Origin of the sequence: Rhizobium sp. LCM 4573 (genome assembly GCF_001854865.1) — a bacterium.
Lineage (GTDB): Bacteria > Pseudomonadota > Alphaproteobacteria > Rhizobiales > Rhizobiaceae > Neorhizobium.
This window is the reverse complement of sequence record NZ_MDDW01000001.1, coordinates 668,296-687,130: the sequence shown is the minus strand read 5'-3', so window position 1 is coordinate 687,130 and position 18,835 is coordinate 668,296. Positions and strand designations below refer to the sequence as shown.

At 63.1% G+C, this 18,835-nt stretch carries 22 protein-coding genes; 10 read left to right on the top strand and 12 right to left on the bottom strand.

The window, feature by feature from the left end:
• Positions 1-45: 45 nt before the first annotated feature.
• Positions 46-2,238: an EAL domain-containing protein gene (locus LCM4573_RS03490; protein WP_071004481.1), complete on the top strand. Its 2,193-nt coding sequence runs from the start codon at positions 46-48 to the stop codon at positions 2,236-2,238.
• 116 nt (positions 2,239-2,354) lie between these two features.
• On the opposite strand, the gene LCM4573_RS03485 is transcribed toward LCM4573_RS03490, so the two are convergent.
• Genes LCM4573_RS03485 through LCM4573_RS03475 form a run of 3 tightly spaced genes read right to left on the bottom strand, consistent with a single transcriptional unit; the run spans position 2,355 to position 4,778 of the window.
• The gene (locus LCM4573_RS03485) at positions 2,355-3,299 is read right to left on the bottom strand and encodes a rhodanese-related sulfurtransferase (protein ID WP_071004479.1); all 945 of its coding nucleotides are present in this window, start codon (positions 3,297-3,299) and stop codon (positions 2,355-2,357) included.
• 23 nt (positions 3,300-3,322) lie between these two features.
• Complete coding sequence (locus LCM4573_RS03480; protein ID WP_071004478.1) at positions 3,323-4,306, bottom strand: CHAD domain-containing protein; 984 nt, start codon at positions 4,304-4,306, stop codon at positions 3,323-3,325.
• Positions 4,281-4,778 (bottom strand): CYTH domain-containing protein, encoded by a 498-nt coding sequence (locus LCM4573_RS03475; protein ID WP_071004477.1) that lies wholly within the window; start codon positions 4,776-4,778, stop codon positions 4,281-4,283. The genes LCM4573_RS03480 and LCM4573_RS03475 overlap by 26 nt, the downstream gene beginning before the upstream one ends.
• Positions 4,779-4,958: 180 nt before the next feature.
• On the opposite strand from LCM4573_RS03475, the gene LCM4573_RS03470 reads away from it, so the two are divergent.
• From LCM4573_RS03470 to LCM4573_RS03455, 4 genes are all read left to right on the top strand, one after another.
• Positions 4,959-5,609 (top strand): 2-dehydro-3-deoxy-phosphogluconate aldolase, encoded by a 651-nt coding sequence (locus LCM4573_RS03470; RefSeq protein ID WP_071004475.1) that lies wholly within the window; start codon positions 4,959-4,961, stop codon positions 5,607-5,609.
• A gap of 86 nt (positions 5,610-5,695) precedes the next feature.
• Entirely contained in the window at positions 5,696-6,409 is a 714-nt protein-coding gene (locus LCM4573_RS03465) for a tellurite resistance TerB family protein (protein ID WP_071004473.1), read from the top strand.
• A gap of 136 nt (positions 6,410-6,545) precedes the next feature.
• Positions 6,546-7,241: a GNAT family N-acetyltransferase gene (locus LCM4573_RS03460; RefSeq protein ID WP_071004472.1), complete on the top strand. Its 696-nt coding sequence runs from the start codon at positions 6,546-6,548 to the stop codon at positions 7,239-7,241.
• Positions 7,238-7,435 carry a hypothetical protein gene (locus LCM4573_RS03455; RefSeq protein WP_071004469.1) on the top strand — a complete coding sequence of 66 codons (198 nt, stop codon included), beginning with the start codon at positions 7,238-7,240 and terminating at the stop codon, positions 7,433-7,435. The genes LCM4573_RS03460 and LCM4573_RS03455 overlap by 4 nt, the downstream gene beginning before the upstream one ends.
• Here the strand turns inward: LCM4573_RS03455 and LCM4573_RS03450 are convergent.
• The gene (locus tag LCM4573_RS03450) at positions 7,407-8,342 is read right to left on the bottom strand and encodes a LysR family transcriptional regulator (RefSeq protein ID WP_071004467.1); all 936 of its coding nucleotides are present in this window, start codon (positions 8,340-8,342) and stop codon (positions 7,407-7,409) included. The genes LCM4573_RS03455 and LCM4573_RS03450 overlap by 29 nt on opposite strands.
• A 102-nt stretch (positions 8,343-8,444) precedes the next feature.
• Here LCM4573_RS03450 and LCM4573_RS03445 point away from each other — a divergent pair, with 102 nt between their 5' ends.
• Positions 8,445-9,431, top strand: coding sequence for a zinc-dependent alcohol dehydrogenase family protein (locus LCM4573_RS03445; protein ID WP_071004465.1), 987 nt, complete (start codon positions 8,445-8,447; stop codon positions 9,429-9,431).
• A gap of 4 nt (positions 9,432-9,435) precedes the next feature.
• On the opposite strand, the gene LCM4573_RS03440 is transcribed toward LCM4573_RS03445, so the two are convergent.
• From LCM4573_RS03440 to LCM4573_RS03430, 3 genes are all read right to left on the bottom strand, one after another.
• A complete protein-coding gene (locus LCM4573_RS03440) occupies positions 9,436-10,467 on the bottom strand; it encodes a nickel/cobalt transporter (protein WP_071004463.1) in 1,032 nt (343 codons plus the stop codon).
• Positions 10,461-11,105, bottom strand: coding sequence for a DUF1007 family protein (locus tag LCM4573_RS03435; protein ID WP_071004461.1), 645 nt, complete (start codon positions 11,103-11,105; stop codon positions 10,461-10,463). Before LCM4573_RS03435 ends, LCM4573_RS03440 begins: the two co-directional genes overlap by 7 nt.
• 211 nt (positions 11,106-11,316) lie before the next feature.
• Positions 11,317-12,213: a LysR family transcriptional regulator gene (locus tag LCM4573_RS03430; protein ID WP_071004458.1), complete on the bottom strand. Its 897-nt coding sequence runs from the start codon at positions 12,211-12,213 to the stop codon at positions 11,317-11,319.
• A gap of 543 nt (positions 12,214-12,756) precedes the next feature.
• Here LCM4573_RS03430 and odc2 point away from each other — a divergent pair.
• A complete protein-coding gene (odc2, locus tag LCM4573_RS03425; RefSeq protein ID WP_071004457.1) occupies positions 12,757-13,890 on the top strand; it encodes an ornithine/lysine decarboxylase in 1,134 nt (377 codons plus the stop codon).
• A gap of 89 nt (positions 13,891-13,979) precedes the next feature.
• Entirely contained in the window at positions 13,980-14,546 is a 567-nt protein-coding gene (locus LCM4573_RS03420) for a GNAT family N-acetyltransferase (protein WP_071004455.1), read from the top strand.
• A 103-nt stretch (positions 14,547-14,649) separates the two neighbouring features.
• Here LCM4573_RS03420 and LCM4573_RS03415 read toward each other — a convergent pair whose 3' ends face one another.
• From LCM4573_RS03415 to LCM4573_RS03405, 3 genes are read right to left on the bottom strand one after another with little or no spacing between them, the layout of a single operon-like run.
• Entirely contained in the window at positions 14,650-15,066 is a 417-nt protein-coding gene (locus LCM4573_RS03415; protein WP_071004453.1) for a GFA family protein, read from the bottom strand.
• Positions 15,067-15,092: 26 nt separating this feature from the next.
• Positions 15,093-15,557 (bottom strand): SRPBCC family protein, encoded by a 465-nt coding sequence (locus tag LCM4573_RS03410; protein WP_071004451.1) that lies wholly within the window; start codon positions 15,555-15,557, stop codon positions 15,093-15,095.
• A complete protein-coding gene (locus LCM4573_RS03405; protein ID WP_071004449.1) occupies positions 15,554-15,874 on the bottom strand; it encodes a helix-turn-helix transcriptional regulator in 321 nt (106 codons plus the stop codon). The genes LCM4573_RS03410 and LCM4573_RS03405 overlap by 4 nt, the downstream gene beginning before the upstream one ends.
• Positions 15,875-16,087: 213 nt before the next feature.
• Here LCM4573_RS03405 and LCM4573_RS03400 point away from each other — a divergent pair, with 213 nt between their 5' ends.
• Positions 16,088-16,771: an OmpW family protein gene (locus LCM4573_RS03400; protein ID WP_083347290.1), complete on the top strand. Its 684-nt coding sequence runs from the start codon at positions 16,088-16,090 to the stop codon at positions 16,769-16,771.
• Between the two features lie 70 nt (positions 16,772-16,841).
• Here LCM4573_RS03400 and LCM4573_RS03395 read toward each other — a convergent pair whose 3' ends face one another.
• Positions 16,842-17,060: a 4-oxalocrotonate tautomerase family protein gene (locus tag LCM4573_RS03395; protein ID WP_071004447.1), complete on the bottom strand. Its 219-nt coding sequence runs from the start codon at positions 17,058-17,060 to the stop codon at positions 16,842-16,844.
• A gap of 30 nt (positions 17,061-17,090) precedes the next feature.
• A complete protein-coding gene (locus LCM4573_RS03390; RefSeq protein WP_071004445.1) occupies positions 17,091-17,831 on the bottom strand; it encodes an SDR family oxidoreductase in 741 nt (246 codons plus the stop codon).
• A gap of 99 nt (positions 17,832-17,930) precedes the next feature.
• Between LCM4573_RS03390 and LCM4573_RS03385 the strand changes: the two genes are divergently transcribed.
• Positions 17,931-18,824 (top strand): LysR family transcriptional regulator, encoded by an 894-nt coding sequence (locus LCM4573_RS03385; protein ID WP_071005165.1) that lies wholly within the window; start codon positions 17,931-17,933, stop codon positions 18,822-18,824.
• Positions 18,825-18,835 lie beyond the last annotated feature (11 nt).

The following is an 18,835-nucleotide window of genomic DNA, read 5'->3' as shown; positions in this document are numbered from 1 at the left end:
GAAGAATTAAGGCCCAAAACGGATGCACGCAGTGCGAGGTATCTGATGCGGCTTCTACCGACACGTTTCCGGCGGACTGTCGCGGTCGGACGTCGCTCCGCCGTGACCGCGGTGCTGCTCGCATTCGCCGCAGTGGTGGTACTCGTCACCCTTTTCGTACTGACCGCGCTCGACCGCGTCACGGAGAGCGCCAACCGGCTCGATGACGAGCGCTCCCGCGAAACGACCACCGGCGCACTCCACACCTTCCGCGACCAGCTCCATGCCACGCTGAACGACTATGCGGCCTGGGACGATGCYGCGCAGTTCGTCTATGCCGGCGACGAGAAATGGATCGCCGACAATTTTGGCGACGTGACCGCCGGCAGTGATCTCTTCGATATCGCCCTCATCATGGACGCGCGGCAAAACACACTGATGGCCTATGAGGACGGCGCCCCCGCCACCTGGTCCGCGCGGAAATATTTCGGGGCTTCGCTCTGGACCCTCTTTGACGACGCGAGCACGGCGGGCTCCGGAGAAATACCGGAGGCCGTCGGTTTCGTACGCACCGAAAAGGGCGTTGCGGCGGTCGGTGTGGCTCTCATCCGCCCCGAATCCGGCCAGCTGGACAAGCCGCGGGGCGAGCTTCGTTTCGTGATCTTTGCCAGACACCTGACGCCCGAGAAGGTGGAAAAGCTCGCCCAGACCTATGTGATCGACGGGTTGCGTTTCGCGGACGCGGGAGAGGCGCCCCAGAACGTGGTGGAAATCAGAAACCTCCATGGCAATGCGCTGGCGAAGCTTACCTGGCGTTCCCGCCTGCCGGGCGATGCGAGCTATGCAGCGGTCCGTCCGCTAGTGCTCTCGGCGCTCATTATGGTCGGTCTCTTCTTTCTTCTGCTCTTCGTCAGCGGTAGCAAGGCATTGAAACGACTGGAGGCGGAGGAGGCTGCCGCGCGCCGGCTTGCGATGGTCGACCGGCTGAGCGGCCTGCTCAACCGCACCGGTTTCTTCGCTGCGCTCGACGATCTCGTGGAGACCGGCCGCCAGGGCAGTTCGGATGTCGCGCTTCTCTATCTCGATCTGGACGGCTTCAAGGAGGTCAACGATTCCTACGGGCACGGTACCGGTGACCAGCTGATCCGCGGCGTCGCGGCCGGGCTGAAAACCTTGGTCGGCAAAGAGGTGGTGCTTGCCCGCGTCGGGGGCGATGAATTCGCGATCGCGCTTTCGGGCGAGGATGTGGGCAAGACCGCCGRCATCCTTTGCGACCGCATATTGGGTTTCTTCGGCGAGCCTTTCGTGATCGGCGAACGAGTCGCAGCCATCGGCACCTGTATCGGCGTCGCCATATCGCCGCGCGGCTCGGTCAAGGGCGAGGAACTGGTGCGCCGCGCCGATCTCGCCATGTACGAGGCCAAGGAGAACGGCCGGGGCCGCGCCGAGCACTACCATCCGGAAATGGATGCCGAGCGGCACGAGCGCAACCAGCTCGAGGTGGACTTGCGCATCGCCATCGAGCGGCGGGAGCTTTCGGTGGTCTTCCAGCCGGTCGTCGCGGCGGAAGATTGGCGGCTCACCGGCGTCGAGGCGCTGGTGCGCTGGGACCGCAAGGGTTATGGTCCCGTGCCGCCGGAAGTGTTCATCCCGATCGCCGAGTCGACGGGACTTATCGATCAGCTCGGCCTTTACGTACTCTACCGCGCCTGCGAGACGCTGCGCCGCTGGCCGGGTCTCAACCTTGCCGTCAACATCTCGCCCGGTCAGTTCCGCGACCCTGCCTTCTCCATCCATGTCGCCTCGATCCTGCAAAAGACCGGTTTCGATGCCGGTCGGGTGACGCTGGAGGTCACGGAGGGCTATTTCATCCAGAATCCGAAGCGGGCCCGCTCGACGATCGCCAAGTTGAAGCGGCTCGGCCTGAAGGTCTCGCTCGACGATTTCGGCGCGGGCTTCTCGAGCGTCGGCTATCTGCGCCAATTCGGCTTCGACCGCATGAAGATCGATCGTTCGCTGATCGTAGCCCTGGAGGAGGGCAGCCACGCCGTCAACATGCTGCAGGCGACGGTGGCGCTCGCCCGCTCGCTCGATATCCCTGTCACGGCGGAAGGCGTCGAAACGGAAGAACAGGCCACGCTCTTGAAGATCAGCGGCTGCGACGAGCTGCAGGGCTATTTCTTCGGCAGGCCGGTCAGCGCGGAGGAAATCGAAATCCTCCTTCGCGGCAGCGGGCTGGGCGGGGTTGTGGCCTCCTGATATATGCGTCCTGCTTCGCTCGGCGTCGCCTTCTTATTCACCTCCTCTGCCCGGCAGGGCAGAGGGGGTAAAATAGAGCGCCGGACGGGGTGAGGGGGCATATCCCCAGGAGCGCCTCAGCTTCCCAAGTGCTTTTCGCCGCGCTTCTTGGCAAGCGCGATCTGATGCTGGCGCTGGCGGTACCGCAGCCGGTCTTCCTCGGTGCGGCTATGGTAGCAATTGCTGCAGGAGACGCCTTCCTCGTAATAGGGTGAGATTATCTCCTCGGCGGTGATCGGGTTGCGGCAGGCGTGGCAGAGCCGGTGATTGCCCTCCTTCAGCCCATGCTCCACCGAGACGCGGTCGTCGAAGACGAAGCAGGCGCCTTCCCATAGGCTTTCCTCTTCCGGCACTTCCTCCAGGTATTTCAGGATGCCCCCCTTGAGGTGGTAGACCTCATCGAAGCCCTGCTCCTTCATGAAGGCGGTGGCCTTCTCGCAGCGTATGCCGCCAGTGCAATACATGGCGATCTTCGGCTTGTTGTGCAGGCCGGTGTTGTTTTTCACCCAGTCCGGGAACTCGCGAAACGTCTTGGTCTGCGGATCGACCGCGCCCTTGAAGATGCCGATCGCCGTCTCGTAGTCGTTGCGGGTGTCGATGACGATCGTCTCCGGATCGGAGATTAGCGCGTTCCAGTCCTTCGGCTCCACATAGGTGCCGACGATGCGGTTGGGGTCGATGCCCTCGACGCCCATGGTGACGATCTCCTTCTTCAGGCGCACTTTCATGCGCAGGAAGGGCATTTTCGAGGCCCGGCTCTCCTTGTGCTCAAGGTTCGCAAATTCCGGCTGGGCGTGCAGGAAGGCTATGAGGTCGGCGATCGCTTCATCGGAGCCGGCGACAGTGCCGTTGATGCCTTCGGCGGCGATCAGCAGCGTTCCCTTGATGCCGTTTGCGTCGCAGAAGTCCTGCAGGGGCGCGCGAAAGCTCTCGTAGCGGGGGAAGCGCGCGAAGTGATAAAGCGCGGCCACGAGGAAGGAGCCCGTTTCTTCCGGGCGGGTCTGGATAATGTTGTCCGTCATGGCGCTGAAATACAGCGAGAAGGCTATCCGCGCAACTGATGCGCCAACTGGCCGTTTCCGGAATTCTTCCGTTTTGCCTTCTCCCGCTCCCTGCGAGGCGCTGTCGCAGCTTTCTCCCAGAGTGCAGCGATCAATGCGCTCTCGTCCGCGGCGCTGTCGGCGAATACTTCCTCGGCGCGCTCCAGGGCTTCGCGGCGCAGCGCCTGCTGGCGGGTGATGATCGCGCCGATCAGGAGGGCGAGCGTGTCGCTGTCGCCAAAGAGCTCGGGGCTCTCGTTGACGAGCTCCGTCAGCACGGAAAGATCATGCTCGTGACCCAGGATATCGACCAGTTGTTTGGCTTCCCGCTGCTTGGCAGCCATGGCGGAGGGCCAGACTTCGTTGAGAAGCGAAAGGTGTATCCAATAGGTCTGCCCGCTCTTGCGCAGCGCGTGGAAGGCCTCCGCATCGGCGTTTTCCTCGCAGGCCTCGAGCGCCTCATGCGCCCGCAGCCGCTGCTTGCGCCAAGCCTTGGCGAGGCGTTTCGCGGTCTTTTTCGGGGAATCCTCGAGCGAAAGTTCGTCGAGCGCGGCGCTCGCCTCCCGGCATTCCGCAACCGCCGCGGCGATCTTGGCCGGAAGATCCGTCTCCTCGGCAGCGATCCGGTCGCGGCGCTCGGTCAGCACCTTGGAGGCGAAGGCGAGCGCCTTCAATTCCTCCGGCGATGAGGCTTCGCCTGCCAGGTAGTTCAGCGTCTCCACGAGCGCGGTCGCATCGCGCACCGTGGAGAGCGTCCCTGCCATGTCGCGGATGCGGGCGTTCTCTCGCCGCCGGAATTCCTTCGCGTCCGGTTGGATGAGCCGGTAGAGGGCGCGCAGCCGCTTGAACTTCTTGCGGGCGTTGTGGATGGCCTCGTGAGGGCCTTCCGGCTGTTCCTGCAGAAAGGCGGTGGCATGGGAAAGCTGGCGCCGGGCGATTGCCCGGAATTCCTCGGTGAAAGGCTTAGCGGGCCGGACGCGAAAGGGCATGGCTCAGCTCCGCGCTGACATTTTCGGTGGCCATCACCATGTTGGAATAGCGCCCGTCGCCGGTCACTTCCCGGCCGATCCAGTCGGGAAGCTCGGGAGTGTCCGCCTCGTCCTGCAATTCCACCTCGGCGACGACGAGGCCGCGATAGACGCCGCCATAGACGTCCACCTCCCAGATGAAACCCTCGTGCTCCACGGTGTAGCGGCGCTTTTCCAGGATGATGCCGATGGCGCTGGAGAGCAGTTCCTCGGCATCGCTCAAGGGGATCGCGTACTCGAATTCGTCGCGCGAGAAAGACTTGCTGCCGATCTTGACGGTCAGCGTGGCGCGCTTGCCATCGACCAATCTCACGCGCACCGAGCGGTCGTCCATGGCGGCGATATAGGCCTGGACGAAATTCTTCGACGAGGTAGCCTCGCTCCGCCAGCCATCGCCTTTCACCAGAAACTTCCGTTCGATTTCCTTGGCCATAAGCAACCACCGTTGGTCAGGAATTTTTCTACCCTATGGCAAAGACGGGTTGTGACAAGCCCTGCTTTGCCCCGCACCGGCATTTTTTTTCTCGACAAGGGACCAAGCTTTTCTCGACAAGAGCGAAGCCGCGCGCTATCTGCAGGCCGAGTTTTCAATCGTTTTAGCGGAGACGACGCCATGGCTGGCCAGACCCAAGGCAAGACCGAAAAGCTGCTTTCCATCCTGAAGCTGCAGCCGGTGGTGCCGGTTCTGATTGTCGACGACGCGAAATCGGCGGTCGGGCTTGCCAGGGCGCTCGTTGCGGGCGGGCTGAAGGCGATCGAAATCACCATGCGCACGCCGGCGGCATTGGATGCCGTCAAGGCCGTTGCGGCGGAAGTCGAAGGCGCCAATGTCGGCGCCGGCACGATCCTCAATGCGCGCGATTTCGATGCTGCCGTGAAGGCGGGCTCCACCTTCATCGTCAGCCCCGGCGTCACGCCCGGCGTGCTGGATGCCGCCAAGGGTTCCGAAGTTCCGCTGCTACCGGGTGCCGCGACCGCAAGCGAAGTCATGACGCTGCGCGAAGCCGGCTACGAGGTCCTGAAATTCTTCCCCGCCGAGCAAGCCGGCGGCGCGGCCTATCTCAAGGCGCTTTCCTCGCCGCTCGCGGGCACGCTTTTCTGCCCGACCGGCGGCATTTCGCTCAAGAACGCCAACGACTATCTTTCGCTGCCGAACGTCGTCTGCGTCGGCGGCTCCTGGGTGGCGCCGAAGGAACTCGTCTCGGCGGGCGACTGGGCGGGCATCACCAAGCTCGCTTCCGAAGCGGCGGCACTGAAGGCTTAACGCCGCTTAAAGGCTGACCGCAACCCATCTTTGTAATTTCACATCGGCGCACTATCTTCCTGGAACCTCAACAGGGAGATGACGCGATGTTTGATGCCAAGAAGCTGCTCGACCAATTCCTCGGCTCGCAGATACCGGGGGTTTCCGGAACGCTCCGGGAGCGGGCGGGGCAGGCCACCGATCTTGCCCGCAACAATCCATTGGCAACCGGCGCGATCCTCGCCGCCGTTCTCGGCACCAAGACAGGCCGGAAGCTCGCCGGCAATGCCGCCGGGCTGGGCGGGCTCGCGGCGATAGCGGGTCTCGGCTATCTCGCCTACAAGAACTATCAGTCGGGCCAGTCGCCGCAGACGGCGCCGCAGCCGCAGCCACAGGCGGAGACGCCGCTTCTGCCGCCTCCGACAGATTCTCCCTTCCATCCCCAGTCTCCGACGCTGACCAATGACTTCGCGCTGACCCTGGTGCGGGCGATGATCGCGGCCGCCAAGGCCGACGGCCATATCGACGAGGCCGAGCGCACGAACATCATGGACAAGGTGCATGCGGTCGATCTCGGCGCGGAAGCGGAAGCCTTCATCGAGAAGGAACTTGCCAGCCCGGTCGATCTCGACAAGCTCGTCGCCGCAGCCCGCACCGAGGAGCAGAAAGTCGAGCTCTATACCGCTTCGAGGCTCACCATCGATCCGGACACGCGTGTCGAACGCGGCTATCTCGACATGCTTGCCGGCCGCCTCGGCCTGGCCGACGCGCTCATCGACCATATCGATGCGACGGTTTCGGCCGCGAAGGTGAAGGTTTGATCTAAGCCTCCATTCCCCTCCCCAACCCCCCTCCCCACAAGGGGGAGGGGCTGGGGAGGGGCGACCTTACGCAGTCTCCCCGTTGCCTTTCCCGCACCTCTGGCCTAAGCCTCATGGCTCCAAAGCAGAGGCCACCATGCGCGATCTCAAGAACTACAAGGTCCCGGCACCCGCTCCGGTCACCCTCAAGGGCCGTTTCGTCACCCTCGAGCCCTATGAGAGGGATAAACATCTCCAGCCGCTCTGGGATGCGCTGGGTGGCGGCGCCGGTATCAACGGGCTGCTGAAATTCTTCCCGAACCAGGATTACACCAGGGCGGAAGAGCTGGGCGCCTGGATCGAAAATGCGAACGCCAACCTCGATTTCGTGACGCTCGTCTTCCGCGACAACGCGAGCGGCAAGGTTGTCGGCATGGCGAGCTACATGCGCCCCGACCCGAAGAACGGCGTGGTGGAGGTGGGCTCCGTCGCGCATGGGGCGGACATGAAGCGTTCGCCGCTTGCGACCGAGGCCCATTACCTCATGGCAAGACATGTGTTCGACGAACTCGGCTACCGCCGCTACGAATGGAAGTGCCATAACGAAAACGAGGCCAGCAAGGTCACGGCCAGGCGCTACGGCTTCACCTTCGAGGGCGTTTTCCGCCAGCACATCATTTCCAAGGGCGCCAATCGCGACACGGCCTGGTTCTCGATGATCGACGGCGAATGGCCGCTCCTGAAGGCCGCGTTTGAGGCCTGGCTCGCACCGGAGAATTTCGACGGGGCGGGACAGCAGAAACGGCGGCTGGAGGAAATCCGGGCCGATCTCGCCAAGGAAGCCACGGCATGACCGAAAAACGCTCTCCGGCGATTGCGGCCGCGATCATCCTCGCAGGCTTCCTGATCCTGTTCTTCGCCATGCCGCCGATCATGCTGTGGCTGGCGGAGTTCTCGCCCTGGCTTGCCGCCGCCTTCGGCATTGCGGCGGTGCTCGCCTTCTTCCTGATCTTCTGGCTCAGGGCACGCTACCAGCAGCGGAAATAGTCGAGTTCAAGCCCATGAACCGGGGCAGGGCCGCCGCCAGCGCATCGACGGCGAGGCGAACTTTTCGCGGCAGATGCGGCGTCTTCAGCCAAAGCGCATGGACGTCATAAGGAAATGCCGGCTCATCCGGCAGGAGCAGGGTGAGTCTGCCCGTCCGGATACGTTCCCTCACCAGCCAGCATGGAAGCCAAGCAAGCCCCATGCCTGCGGTTGCGGCATCGGCGATCRCATCGAGGTYATCGAGCCGGAACCGGTTTTGAGGATGGACCTCCACTGGAGGGAATCCCTCACGGGGGAAGAGCCAGGGAGAAACCGGACCTGTGCGGCGATAGACGATGGCCTGGTGTTCCGCCAGGTCTTCCAACCGCTCCGGCCGGGCGTGCGTTTCAAGATAGGAAGGGGCGGCGCAGACGATCATGCTCTGGCGGGCGATGCGCCGGGCGATGACGTCCGCCCGGTCCTGAAGGCTCCCCGTCCGGATGGCGAGATCGAAGCCATCCTCCGCAAGGTCGGTCAGGCGATCATTGAAGGAAAGCTCCAGCTCGAGAGCCGGATATTGCCGCGTCAGGTCCATGAGGATAGGCATGGCGCAGTGCCGGCCGAAATGYACCGGCATGGTGACCCTGAGCTTTCCGCGCGGCTCCATGAGCTGGTCGGCCGCAAGCGCTTCCGCTGCTTCCGTTTCCGCAAGCACGATCCGGCATCTCTCGTAATAGGCCCGTCCGAAATCGGTGAGGCTCTGGCGGCGCGTGGTGCGGTTGAGAAGCCGCGTGCCGAGCCGGTCCTCCAGGAAGCGGATATGCTTGCCGACCATCGGGCCTGAGAGATCGAGCGCATGCGCCGCCGCGGCGAAGGAGCCGGTATCGACGGCCTTGACGAACACGGCCATGCTGGTGAGGCGATCCATATTGAAAACCTTTAGTTTCTACTGTCGTGCCTGAAGCGCTATTTATCGCGGAAATCGTGCCTGTCATAGCTCATTCCATTCAATTGATTTGGAGTTTTGCCGATGACGCGTGTTATTCGCTTTCATGAGCTTGGTGGTCCGGAAGTCCTGCGGATTGACGACGTCGATGTGCGCGGACCTGATGAGGGAGAGGTCAGCATCCGGGTGAAGGCGCTCGGTCTCAACCGGGCCGAGGCGCTGTTGCGGTCCGGCACCTATATCGAAACCGCCGTGTTGCCGTCCGGCCTTGGGCTCGAAGCCGCCGGCATCGTGGAGAGTGTGGGCGAGGGGGTGACTGGATTTGCGGTTGGCGATGCCGTCAGCGTCGTGCCGCCCCGTTCGATGATCCGCTGGCCGGCCTATGGAGAGCTTGCGACCTTTCCCGCCAACCATGTCGTCAAGCATCCGCCGTCGCTCAGCTGGGAAGAGGCCGCCGCCGTCTGGATGCAATATCTCACGGCCTACGGGGCGCTGATCGATATCGCGAAGCTCCGGCGCGGCGATTTTGTCGTCATCACCGCGGCCTCCAGCAGCGTCGGGATTGCGGCGATCCAGATCGCCAACATGGTCGGCGCGACGGCAATCGCGGTCACCCGGACATCGGCCAAGAGGGAGGCCTTGCTGGAAAAGGGCGCGCATGTCATCGCCTCCGCCGAAGAGGATCTCGGGGCGCGGCTTGCCGGGATCGCCGGCCCGGACGGCGTTCGGGTGGTGTTCGATCCGATCGGCGGGCCGAATTTCGCGCCTCTGACGGCTGCGATGTCGCGCGGCGGCATCCTCATCGAATACGGCGCGCTGAGCCCCGATCCGACACCCTTCCCGATTTTCACGGTGCTCGCCAAATCGCTGACGCTGCGCGGCTATCTCGTTCACGAGATCAGCGCCGACGCGGCTCGCCTGGAAGCCGCCAAGGCGTTCATCCTGAAAGGTCTCGCCACCGGCGCGCTGAAGCCGGTCATCGCCCGAACTTTCCCTTTCGAGCAGATAGTGGAGGCTCACCGCTTCCTGGAATCGAACGAGCAGTTCGGCAAGATCGTCGTGACGCTTTGAGACGTCAGCCCTGCAGCGATGCTCCGAGCAGGATCAGTCCCATCAGGAGCACGAAGAGCGCGCCGGCGATCTCGATCGCCGTGCCCGCCCACATGGCCTTCCTCGAACCGGGGCCTGCGAAGCGCACGGCGAGGTCCTTGGCGCTGACGGCGAGAATGGCGAGGATCGCAACCGTGATCGCCGTACCGATCGACATGGCGAGCACTGAAAGCAGCCCGCCGAGATAGAGCCCGTTCAGCAGCGAGAAGCTCATCACCAGGATCGCGCCGGAGCAGGGGCGAAGGCCGACGGCGATGATCGCCGACCAGGCCTCGTGGAGGCTGAAATCGCGTCCCTTCAGGAGGGCGGGGTCAGGGATATGGGCGTGGCCGCAGGTTTCGCAGGCGCCGCCCGAGCCGCGATATTCGTGATCGTCGATCTCGATTGCCTCGAAGCGCAGTCCGGTCGGGCCCTTGCCGATGCCGGCCGCAACGGGCTCGGAAACCGTGACGACGCGCATTCTGAGCGCGTACAGCTTGCGTAGCAGCAGCCAAGCGCCGAACAGAGCGATCAAGGCAAAGCTCGCCACTTCCATCGCCCAGGTGGCGCGCGTCATGGTGATGCCGGTGCCGCGAAGCGCGAAATAGGCGGCGCCGACCAAGAGGACGGCGGTTACGCCCTGCACCAGCGCCGAGATGAAGGAGATCAGGATGCCGCGTTTCAGCGCCGTTTCGTTGGCGACCATGTAGGAGGAGATCACCGCCTTGCCATGGCCGGGGCCTGCCGCATGGAAGACGCCGTAGGCGAAGGAAAGGCCGATCAGGCCGGTCAGCGCCCAGGGGTCTTCGCGCATGGCGCGGAGCGCCGCTGTCAGCGCCCGGTAGAAGGCCTGCTGGTGGGTGTTGATCCAGGCGAAAAAGCCGCCGAGCGGCCCGCCGACGCTGAAGGAGGGTTCGGCGGAGCCGACCCCGAGGGGAGATTGGGCATTGGCGCCGGCGGCTGCGAGCAGGAGGACCGCGAGTGCCGCGAAGATGAGGGTTCGGCTTGTCCTCAGCATGTCACCTCAAGCCGGGTCGCAAAGAGTTTCGTCATGTCGTTGCCCGTCGGGTCGTTGAAGAAAGCCTCGGTCAGCGTCGCACTGTTCTGCGAGATGATCTCGTCGGGATCGGGACGCACCACCTGATGCTTGCAGGCGGCAAGCGCCTTGCCCTCGGCCACGAGATCCTTGTCTGTCGGAAAGTCGATCGCCGTGTACATGGAGGGATCGTAGACCCCGAAGGTGAGTTTGCCTTTCGCCGGCATCGGCTTTTCCGGCTTTACCGCGAAGAAGACGAGGATCTGGCCCTCATCGTAGGAAACATGGATCGCGTCCGGCTTCTGCACGCCCACATTGGCGCCGTCGACGGTTATGGTCGTGAAATAGTGAAAATCGGCAAGCGAGGTGCGCATCGTTTCGCCGAGCTCGGCCAATTCCTGCTCATCCAGTTTCAGGTCGGTGTTCTTGTCGAAGTCGAGCAGAACGCTCGATGAGAACATCTCGTCGAACCGCCAGACATTGCGCAGCTCGGAGATCATGCCGTCGTCGCCGGCGATCACCTCCAGACGCGCCTCGGCGAAGATGTGGGGATGGGCAAGTGCGGGCAGCGGCGCCGCGACGGCCGCCAGCGCGGTTATGATGAGGTTTCTATATCGCATTCGCCCTAGGTTCCCCGGCCGGTTGACGGCTAACAGAAATTTCCCCCCTCACCCGCCTCGCTCGGCGACCTTCTCCCCAAGGGGAGAGGAGGAGCGGCGGCGGTGCGGTACCTTTCCTTCTCCTCACCGCGGAGAAGGTGGTCCGAAGGACCGGATGAGGGGTATAGATATCGTCGCGTTGTGTGCCCCGCAAATGGGACGGAATTTCGACTCAGTGCGGATGCCTGCGGAACCAGGTGGAGAGAAAGTCCACGAAGCTCCTAACCTTCGCCGGCAGGTAGCGGYGGTGCGGATAGACCGCATAGATGCCTCGGTCCTTGGCGATATAGTCGTCGAAAAGCGTCACCAGTTCGCCCGACTGGATCGAGGGCGCGGCGATGAAATCCGGAATGATCGCGACGCCGAGCCCGGCGCGAGCGGCGCGCAGTGTGGTCTGCGGGCTGTTGACCTCGATCGGGCCGCTCACCGAAACCGAGATCGTGTTGCCCTCCGGCCCGTTGAAACGGACATTGTTGTGCCAGCGGGAATTGGTGTCGATGATGAAAGGAACGCGGTTCAGGTCCTGCGGATGTTCGAACGGTCCGTGTTTCGCGACGAAATCGGCGGTCGCAACCGTGTAGACCCGGAAATCGGAGAGCTTGCGGGCGATGAGGCCCGAATCCTCCAGCTTGGTGATTCGGATGGCGAGGTCGAAGTTCTCCTCGATCAGATCGACAAAACGGTCCTCCGCGACGATCTCCAGCGAAACCTCCGGATGCCCCTTGGCGAAATCGATCAGCGACTGCCCGACCTCCGCGTCGATGAAGGTGCGCGGCACCGAGACGCGCAGCCTGCCCTTGAGATCGGCATTGTTCTCGCGCACCAAGTCGGCGAGATTGTCGATTTCCTTCAGGATATCGGCGGCCGTGCGGTAATAGGTATGGCCGGCTTCGGTCATGGAGAACTGGCGCGTGGTGCGGTTGAGCAGCAGGGCGCCGAGATCGTCTTCCAGTTCGCGGACGTATTTCGAAAGCAGCGCCTTGGAGCGCCCCGTCTTGCGGGCGGCGGCCGAAAAGCCTTCGGCTTCGACCACGTCGATGAAGGCCCGCATGCGCGTCAGAGTATCCAAATTGCATCCCCTTGGTTCCGTGGAACCCTAGTTGGGATTTTGCCCGCGATAGTGCAATGCGATTTTTAGCCGAAAGGTAAAAAAATCTCTTGATTATGACTGCGAATATTCTTATCTCCCGGCTGCCCAAAGTCGCACGTGCCTGTGGGTGTCCGCCGACCCTCGAATTGGGATTTATCCCTAAGGTGAGGTCATCGGTAAGGTACCTGGAACTAACCCCTCCAGTCGCTATTCCGGCCAACCGGGAAATGCGAGGACATCTTGAAGCAACGACGGTGCGGGCCTTTCTGGTCTCTGCAGGCTTTCCATCAGCCTGCAATACTGAAGAGGCACACCATCATTGCCGGAAGTGCGGTTGGGATAATCCCTCCAATCCATGGCAGACAAAGCCGGATTTTCGCTCGTGGCAGGGCGTTGATCCAAAGTTCGCGCGTTTGAGCGTGTTTGCGGTCCGGTGTCTCCACCAGCTGGGCCGAGCGCATTCTCATCCGTCCTTTGTCCTCCGGTTCGCCGGAGCCTGAGATTTTTGAAGGGGAATGACCGATGACCACCGCTCGCATCCTCGACTTCATCAAGACCCGACGTCCGGAAGGCCCGTGCCTCGTCGTCGACCTCGATGTCGTGCGCGACAATTTCCACGCCTTCCGTCATGCCCTGCCGGACAGCGCGATCTACTATGCGGTGAAGGCAAATCCCGCTCCGGAAGTCCTGAAGCTGCTCGCTTCGCTGGGCTCCAGCTTCGATTGCGCCTCGGTCGCCGAAATCCAGATGGCGCTCGATGCCGGTGCTACCGCCGACCGCATTTCCTTCGGCAACACGATCAAGAAGGAGCGCGATGTTGCGCGCGCCTTCGAGCTCGGTGTCGGCCTCTTCGCCGTCGACAGCCATGAGGAAGTCGAGAAGATCGCCCGTGCCGCTCCCGGCGCGAAGGTGTTCTGCCGCGTGCTGACCGATGGCGAAGGCGCCGAATGGCCGCTCAGCCGCAAGTTCGGCTGCGTGCCGCAGATGGCCGTGGACGTCCTCGTCTACGCTCACCAGCTGGGTCTGGAATCCTACGGCGTGTCCTTCCATGTCGGCTCGCAGATGACGAAGGTCGATGCCTGGGATTCGGCGCTGGCCGACGCACGCCGCGTCTTCGCGCAGCTTGCCAAGCAGGGCATCGAGCTCAAGATGGTTAACATGGGCGGCGGTTTCCCGACCAAGTACCTGCGCGATGTGCCTTCGGCGGAAGCCTACGGCCAGGCGATCTTCGCATCGCTGCGCAAGCACTTCGGGAACAACCTGCCGAAGACGATCATCGAGCCGGGCCGCGGCATGGTCGGCAATGCGGGCGTCATCAAGGCGGAAGTCGTTCTGGTCTCGAAGAAGTCCGACAACGACAACCATCGCTGGGTCTTCCTCGACATCGGCAAGTTCGGCGGTCTCGCCGAGACGATGGACGAGGCCATCCGCTACCCGATCCGCACYGCGCGCGATCAGGACGAGATGGAGCCCTGCGTGCTCGCCGGCCCGACCTGCGATTCGGCCGACGTGCTCTACGAGAAGAACATGTATCCGCTGCCGGTCTCTCTGACGATCGGTGACGAGGTTCTGATCGAAGGCACCGGCGCCTATACGACGACCTATTCGGCGGTCGCCTTCAACGGCTTCGAGCCGCTCAAGGCTTACGTCATCTGATCTCGCCAGCCCCGTAGCCAGCCGGGGCGGCAAATCCACAACGATCGTCCGACACCGTCTGAAACGGTTTTGAGCAACGGGAGGCCGGGATGGCCACTGTTCTTGATTCTGTGCGCGCACTCTTTGCGCCCAATACTTTCACCATCGCCGCCGAAACTCCGGCCGATGTCGTGGCCCGCGAAAACCTGCTCGACCGCGCCATGGGGCCGGATCGCCGCAAGAAGTCGTCGGAAAAGATCCGCCGCGGCCGCGTTCCGGCCGAGGGCCTGGCACTCGTCGCCCGCGATGCGGACGGTCATGTGATCGGCAGCGTGCGGCTCTGGAATGTCGAGGCGGGCATCACCACCGAAGGCAATCCGGTCGATGCGCTGCTGCTCGGCCCGCTCGCCGTCGATGCCGACCACGAGGGCAAGGGCATCGGTTCGGCGCTGATGCGTGCGGCGATCACCGAGGCCCACAAGCGTGACCACGGTGCCATCCTGCTCGTCGGCGATGCGGCCTATTACGAACGTTTCGGCTTTTTCGCCGACAAGACCCGGCATCTCGTCATGCCCGGCCCGTTCGAGCGCTCCCGTTTCCTGGCGCTCGAGCTGAAGGCCGGCTGGTTGGAAGGTGCCGCGGGCATGATCGTGCCGAGCGGGCGCAAGCTGGCCTGAAAAACAGCATTCAACGCAGGCCTCGCGTTCCCCCGATCTGCCCGGCCCCGCCTCCCCACTCAGGGGAGGCGGGGTTTTTCGTGCGGGTTCAGCTCGGGGAAATTCAGCCGGGCGGCAGCCGTTCGAATGTCTGCAGCGAGGGATCGATCGTATCCCATGCATTGCCCCGGATGCTGTATGTGAGGGCTTGCGGGCTGAACTGGTCCGGATCGTCGAGGCTCGCTGCGTGGATCGCTATCGATTCCGGCATCGCGGCGAAGATCACGTAAACCGGCGTTCCGCATGTGGGACAGAAGGCATGGACCTTTTCCTTCCCACTATCGGCGGTCACGCTCCACTGCGACGCCTTGCCGACTATCCTGACCTCGTCTCGGCGGGGAAAGCTCAGATAAGATCCGTGCCCGGTGCCGCTTCGTCTCTGGCAATCACGGCATTGGCAGTGGTTCTCGAAGATGGGCTCGCTGCTCGTCTGGTAGCGGATCGCGCCGCACGCGCATCCGCCGGTATAGAACTTGGCCATGATAGCGTTCCTCGGACGTTGCCGGATCAGGCCGCCTTCGGCTTTGCGAAGACGTCGAGCCCGCGGCCGGTTTCCAAGAAGGATTTCAAGCTGGAGAGAACCACCGGCCAGCCCTTGGTGATGCCGCTCGCCATGGCGCTGCCGGCTTCGAGTTCGTCATGGGTGACCGTCAGCCGCACCATGTCCTCGTATTCCTCGATCTCGAAGGTAACCCGGCTATAGCTTGCCGGATCGGAAGCCTGCGAAGCGCCGGCCCAGGTGATGACCAGCCGGCTCGGCGGCGAAACCTCGACGACCTTGCCGACGAGCTGGACCGTGCGCTCGTCATCGGCGCGGATATGCTCCCATTTCGATCCCGRCTGCCAGTCGGAGACGTTTTCATGGCCCCAGTAGCGGCGTGCGAGGTCCGGTTTGGTGATGGCCTCGAACACCTTTTCCGGTGTCGCGGCAATATAGGTCACGTAGACGAAGCTGATGGTCTCTCTGGTCATTTCCGTTCTCCTTCGAGTTCCTTCTTGAGATCGTGCAGCAGGCCGAGCCGCTGACGTTCGAACTTGCGTACCCACCGCTCGTAGACTTCATGGAGCGGGACGGGGTTGATGAAATGCAGCTTTTCCCGGCCACGCCTGACGGTGCTCACCAGATTGGCTTCCTCCAGGATGCCGAGATGCTGCGTGGCGGATTGCCGGGCCATGTCCAGGTGTTCGCAAAGCTCGCCGAGGGTCTGCCCATTCTTCTCACAGAGAAGGTCGAGCAGCTTTCTGCGGGTCGGATCGGCGAGCGCCTTGAAGAATTTGTCTGAGTCCATTGGTTTCACTTCTTGTCTGAAACCATAATATGCAGGTAAACACCTGCATGTCAAGCGCAGGTGTTTACCTGCATATTCTTGTGGCAGAGCGTCGAAATTCCATCTTCCGGTGCGGCGTTCCGTGTCCCGCCATTGATCCCGATCAATCCGACTCGAGCCCGTTGCGCCTAGCTTGGGCAGCGAAGGACCAGTGCACGAGAAGGAGTGGGACACATGAACAGCAGACTGCATCTGAGATGGATCGCCGGCGCGGCGGCGGCTTTTTTCGCGTTCGGGGCGATGGCGGCGGACCTGACGCGGGCACCCGCTGCTCCGGTGGCGGAGTATATGCCTACCGAAAGAAGCCCGTGGCAGATCCGCGTGCGCGGTCTGGGCGTCATCACTGAGGACAAGGGCTCGGTGAACGGCGTGCCGGGTTCGGACCTTTCCTATTCCAACACGGTGACCCCGGAACTCGATATCAGCTATTTCTTCACCGACAACATCGCCGCCGAGCTCGTTCTCGGCACGACCTATGCGAATATCAGGGAGGACGGCGCGGTCGGCGTGCCTGTCGGGCGGGCCTGGATTTTGCCGCCCACATTGACGCTGCAATACCACTTCACGGATTTCGGCGCCTTCAAGCCCTATGTCGGCGCGGGCATCAACTACACCTTCTTCTATAACGAGTCGGAAAAGCCGGGCTTCCGCAACCTCGATGTTCGCAATCATGTCGGCGCGGCGCTGCAGGTCGGGTTCGACTACATGCTCGACGAGCATTGGGGTCTGAACTTCGATGTGAAGAAGATTTTCCTGAAGACCGACTGGAAGGCGGATCACGATACGCTCGGCCCGCTGAGCGGCAAGGCCAAGGTCGATCCCTGGCTGATCGGGGCGGGCGTTACCTACCGGTTCTAGAACGTCAACGAGGGAGGGCCGGTAGTGGAACGGCGCGGCGTTTTTCGCCGCGCCGTTTTCGTTGAGAGGGTTAACCGCCGTCCTTTGCCCGATAGGCATCAGGCATGATGAAGATCTCGTCGGCGCGGCCGTAGCCGCCGTCCTTGACCTCCTCGATCAGCACCATGGTGTGCGGCCGCGCCGCCTCGGTGAAATATTCCACGAGCATGTCCGTCACCCGGTGGACGATTTCCTCCTTCTGTGCGCGGTTCAGCGCCGCTTCCGGCGTCTTGATATTGACGAACGGCATTGGTTTCTCCTTGTTGCTGTAGATTGTGCTTCAGATCATGCCGCCATTGGCGCGCAGCACCTGGCCGTTCACCCAGCCGCCTTCCGGGCTTGCCAGGAAGGAAACGACGGAGGCGATCTCTTCCGGCTGGCCGAGACGGCCGAGCGGGATCGTCCCGACGATCCTCTGGACCAGTTCGTCGGACTTGCCGGTCATGAACATGTCGGTTTCCACCGGGCCGGGAGCGACCGCGTTGACGGTGATCCCGCGCTTGCCGAGCTCCTTGGAGGCCACATGCGTCATCGCCTCGACGGCGGCCTTGCTGGCGGCATAGGCGCCGTAGTTCGGCCCGTAGACACCGACGACGCTGGACGAGAAGTTGATGATGCGCCCGCCATCGCGCAGACGCCGGCCGGCTTCGCGAATGCCGCGGAAGGTGCCGGTCATATTGATGGTGACCTGCTGTTCGAAGGCCGCGTCGTCCATCTCCGCAAGCGGCGCGAGCTTCATGATGCCGGCATTGTTGACGAGGATATCGGCGCCTCCGAAGTTTTTCTCCGCGGCGTCGAACAGGTCGGCGACGCCGTTCGGGCTGCCGATATCGGCTTGAACCGCAACCGCCTTGCCGCCGCCCGCCTCGATCTCGGCGACCACCGCGTCGGCGGCCTCGCGGCTGCTGGCGTAATTCACCACAACGGCGATGCCGTCCCTGGCCAGGCGCTTGGCGATGGCCGCGCCGATCCCCTTCGATGCTCCGGTTACGATCGCGACGCGTTCTCTGTCATTGGTCATGGCAATTCTCCTTCGTGTTGGGCAGGAGATATTGCTGACGCCGCACCTGAACAATTACTGGTGATTTGACATAAGAATTCGCCCATGGTGAACAAAGCCATGGACCGCCTCGACCGCATGCAGCTCTTCGTCCGGATCGTCGAACGGCGCAGCTTTACCGCCGCTGCCGCCGATCTGGGGCTTGCCCGCTCGACCGTCACCGAGGCGGTCAAGCAGCTGGAAGGCGATGTCGGCGCGCGGCTTCTGGAGCGGACGACCCGCCATGTCACGCCGACGCTCGACGGCCAGGCCTTCTACCAGCGCTGCCTTGCGATCCTCGCGGAGGTGGACGAGGCGGAGAATATCTTTCGCGATACCCAGCCGCGAGGCCTGCTCCGCGTCGATGCGCATGGGCATCTGACCCGCACCGTCCTTCTGYCGCGGCTCGATGAATTTCTCGACCGTTATCCGCTGCTCGATCTGCAGATCGGCCAGGGCGACCGGCTGGTGGATCTCGTCCGGGAAGGCGTCGATTGCGTCATCCGTGCAGGCGAAATCACCGACAGCGGATTGATCATGCGACGGCTCGGGCTCATCACCGAGATCACCTGCGCCAGCCCGGCCTACATCGAAAGGCACGGCATGCCGCAATCGCCCGACGGGCTGGACGGACATGTGGCGATCGGCTTCATCTCGTCGCGCACCGGCCATATCATGCCGCTCGAGTTCATGGTCGCGGGCGAGGTGCGCAACGTCACCCTGCCGTGCCGGCTGACGGTCAACAATTCCGACACGATGGTCGATCTAGCCCGCCGCGGTTTCGGGCTCATTCAGGCTCCGCGCTACCGGCTGCAGCCGGATATAGATCGGGGGGAACTCGTCGAGGTCCTTGCCGGTTTTCCGCCGACGCCGACGCCGCTTTCGGCGCTTTATCCGCAGAACCGCCAATTGGCGCCGCGGGTGCGCGTGTTCGTCGACTGGATCGTGAAGGTGTTTGCGGAAACGGAACTCTAAACGGCCCTCAC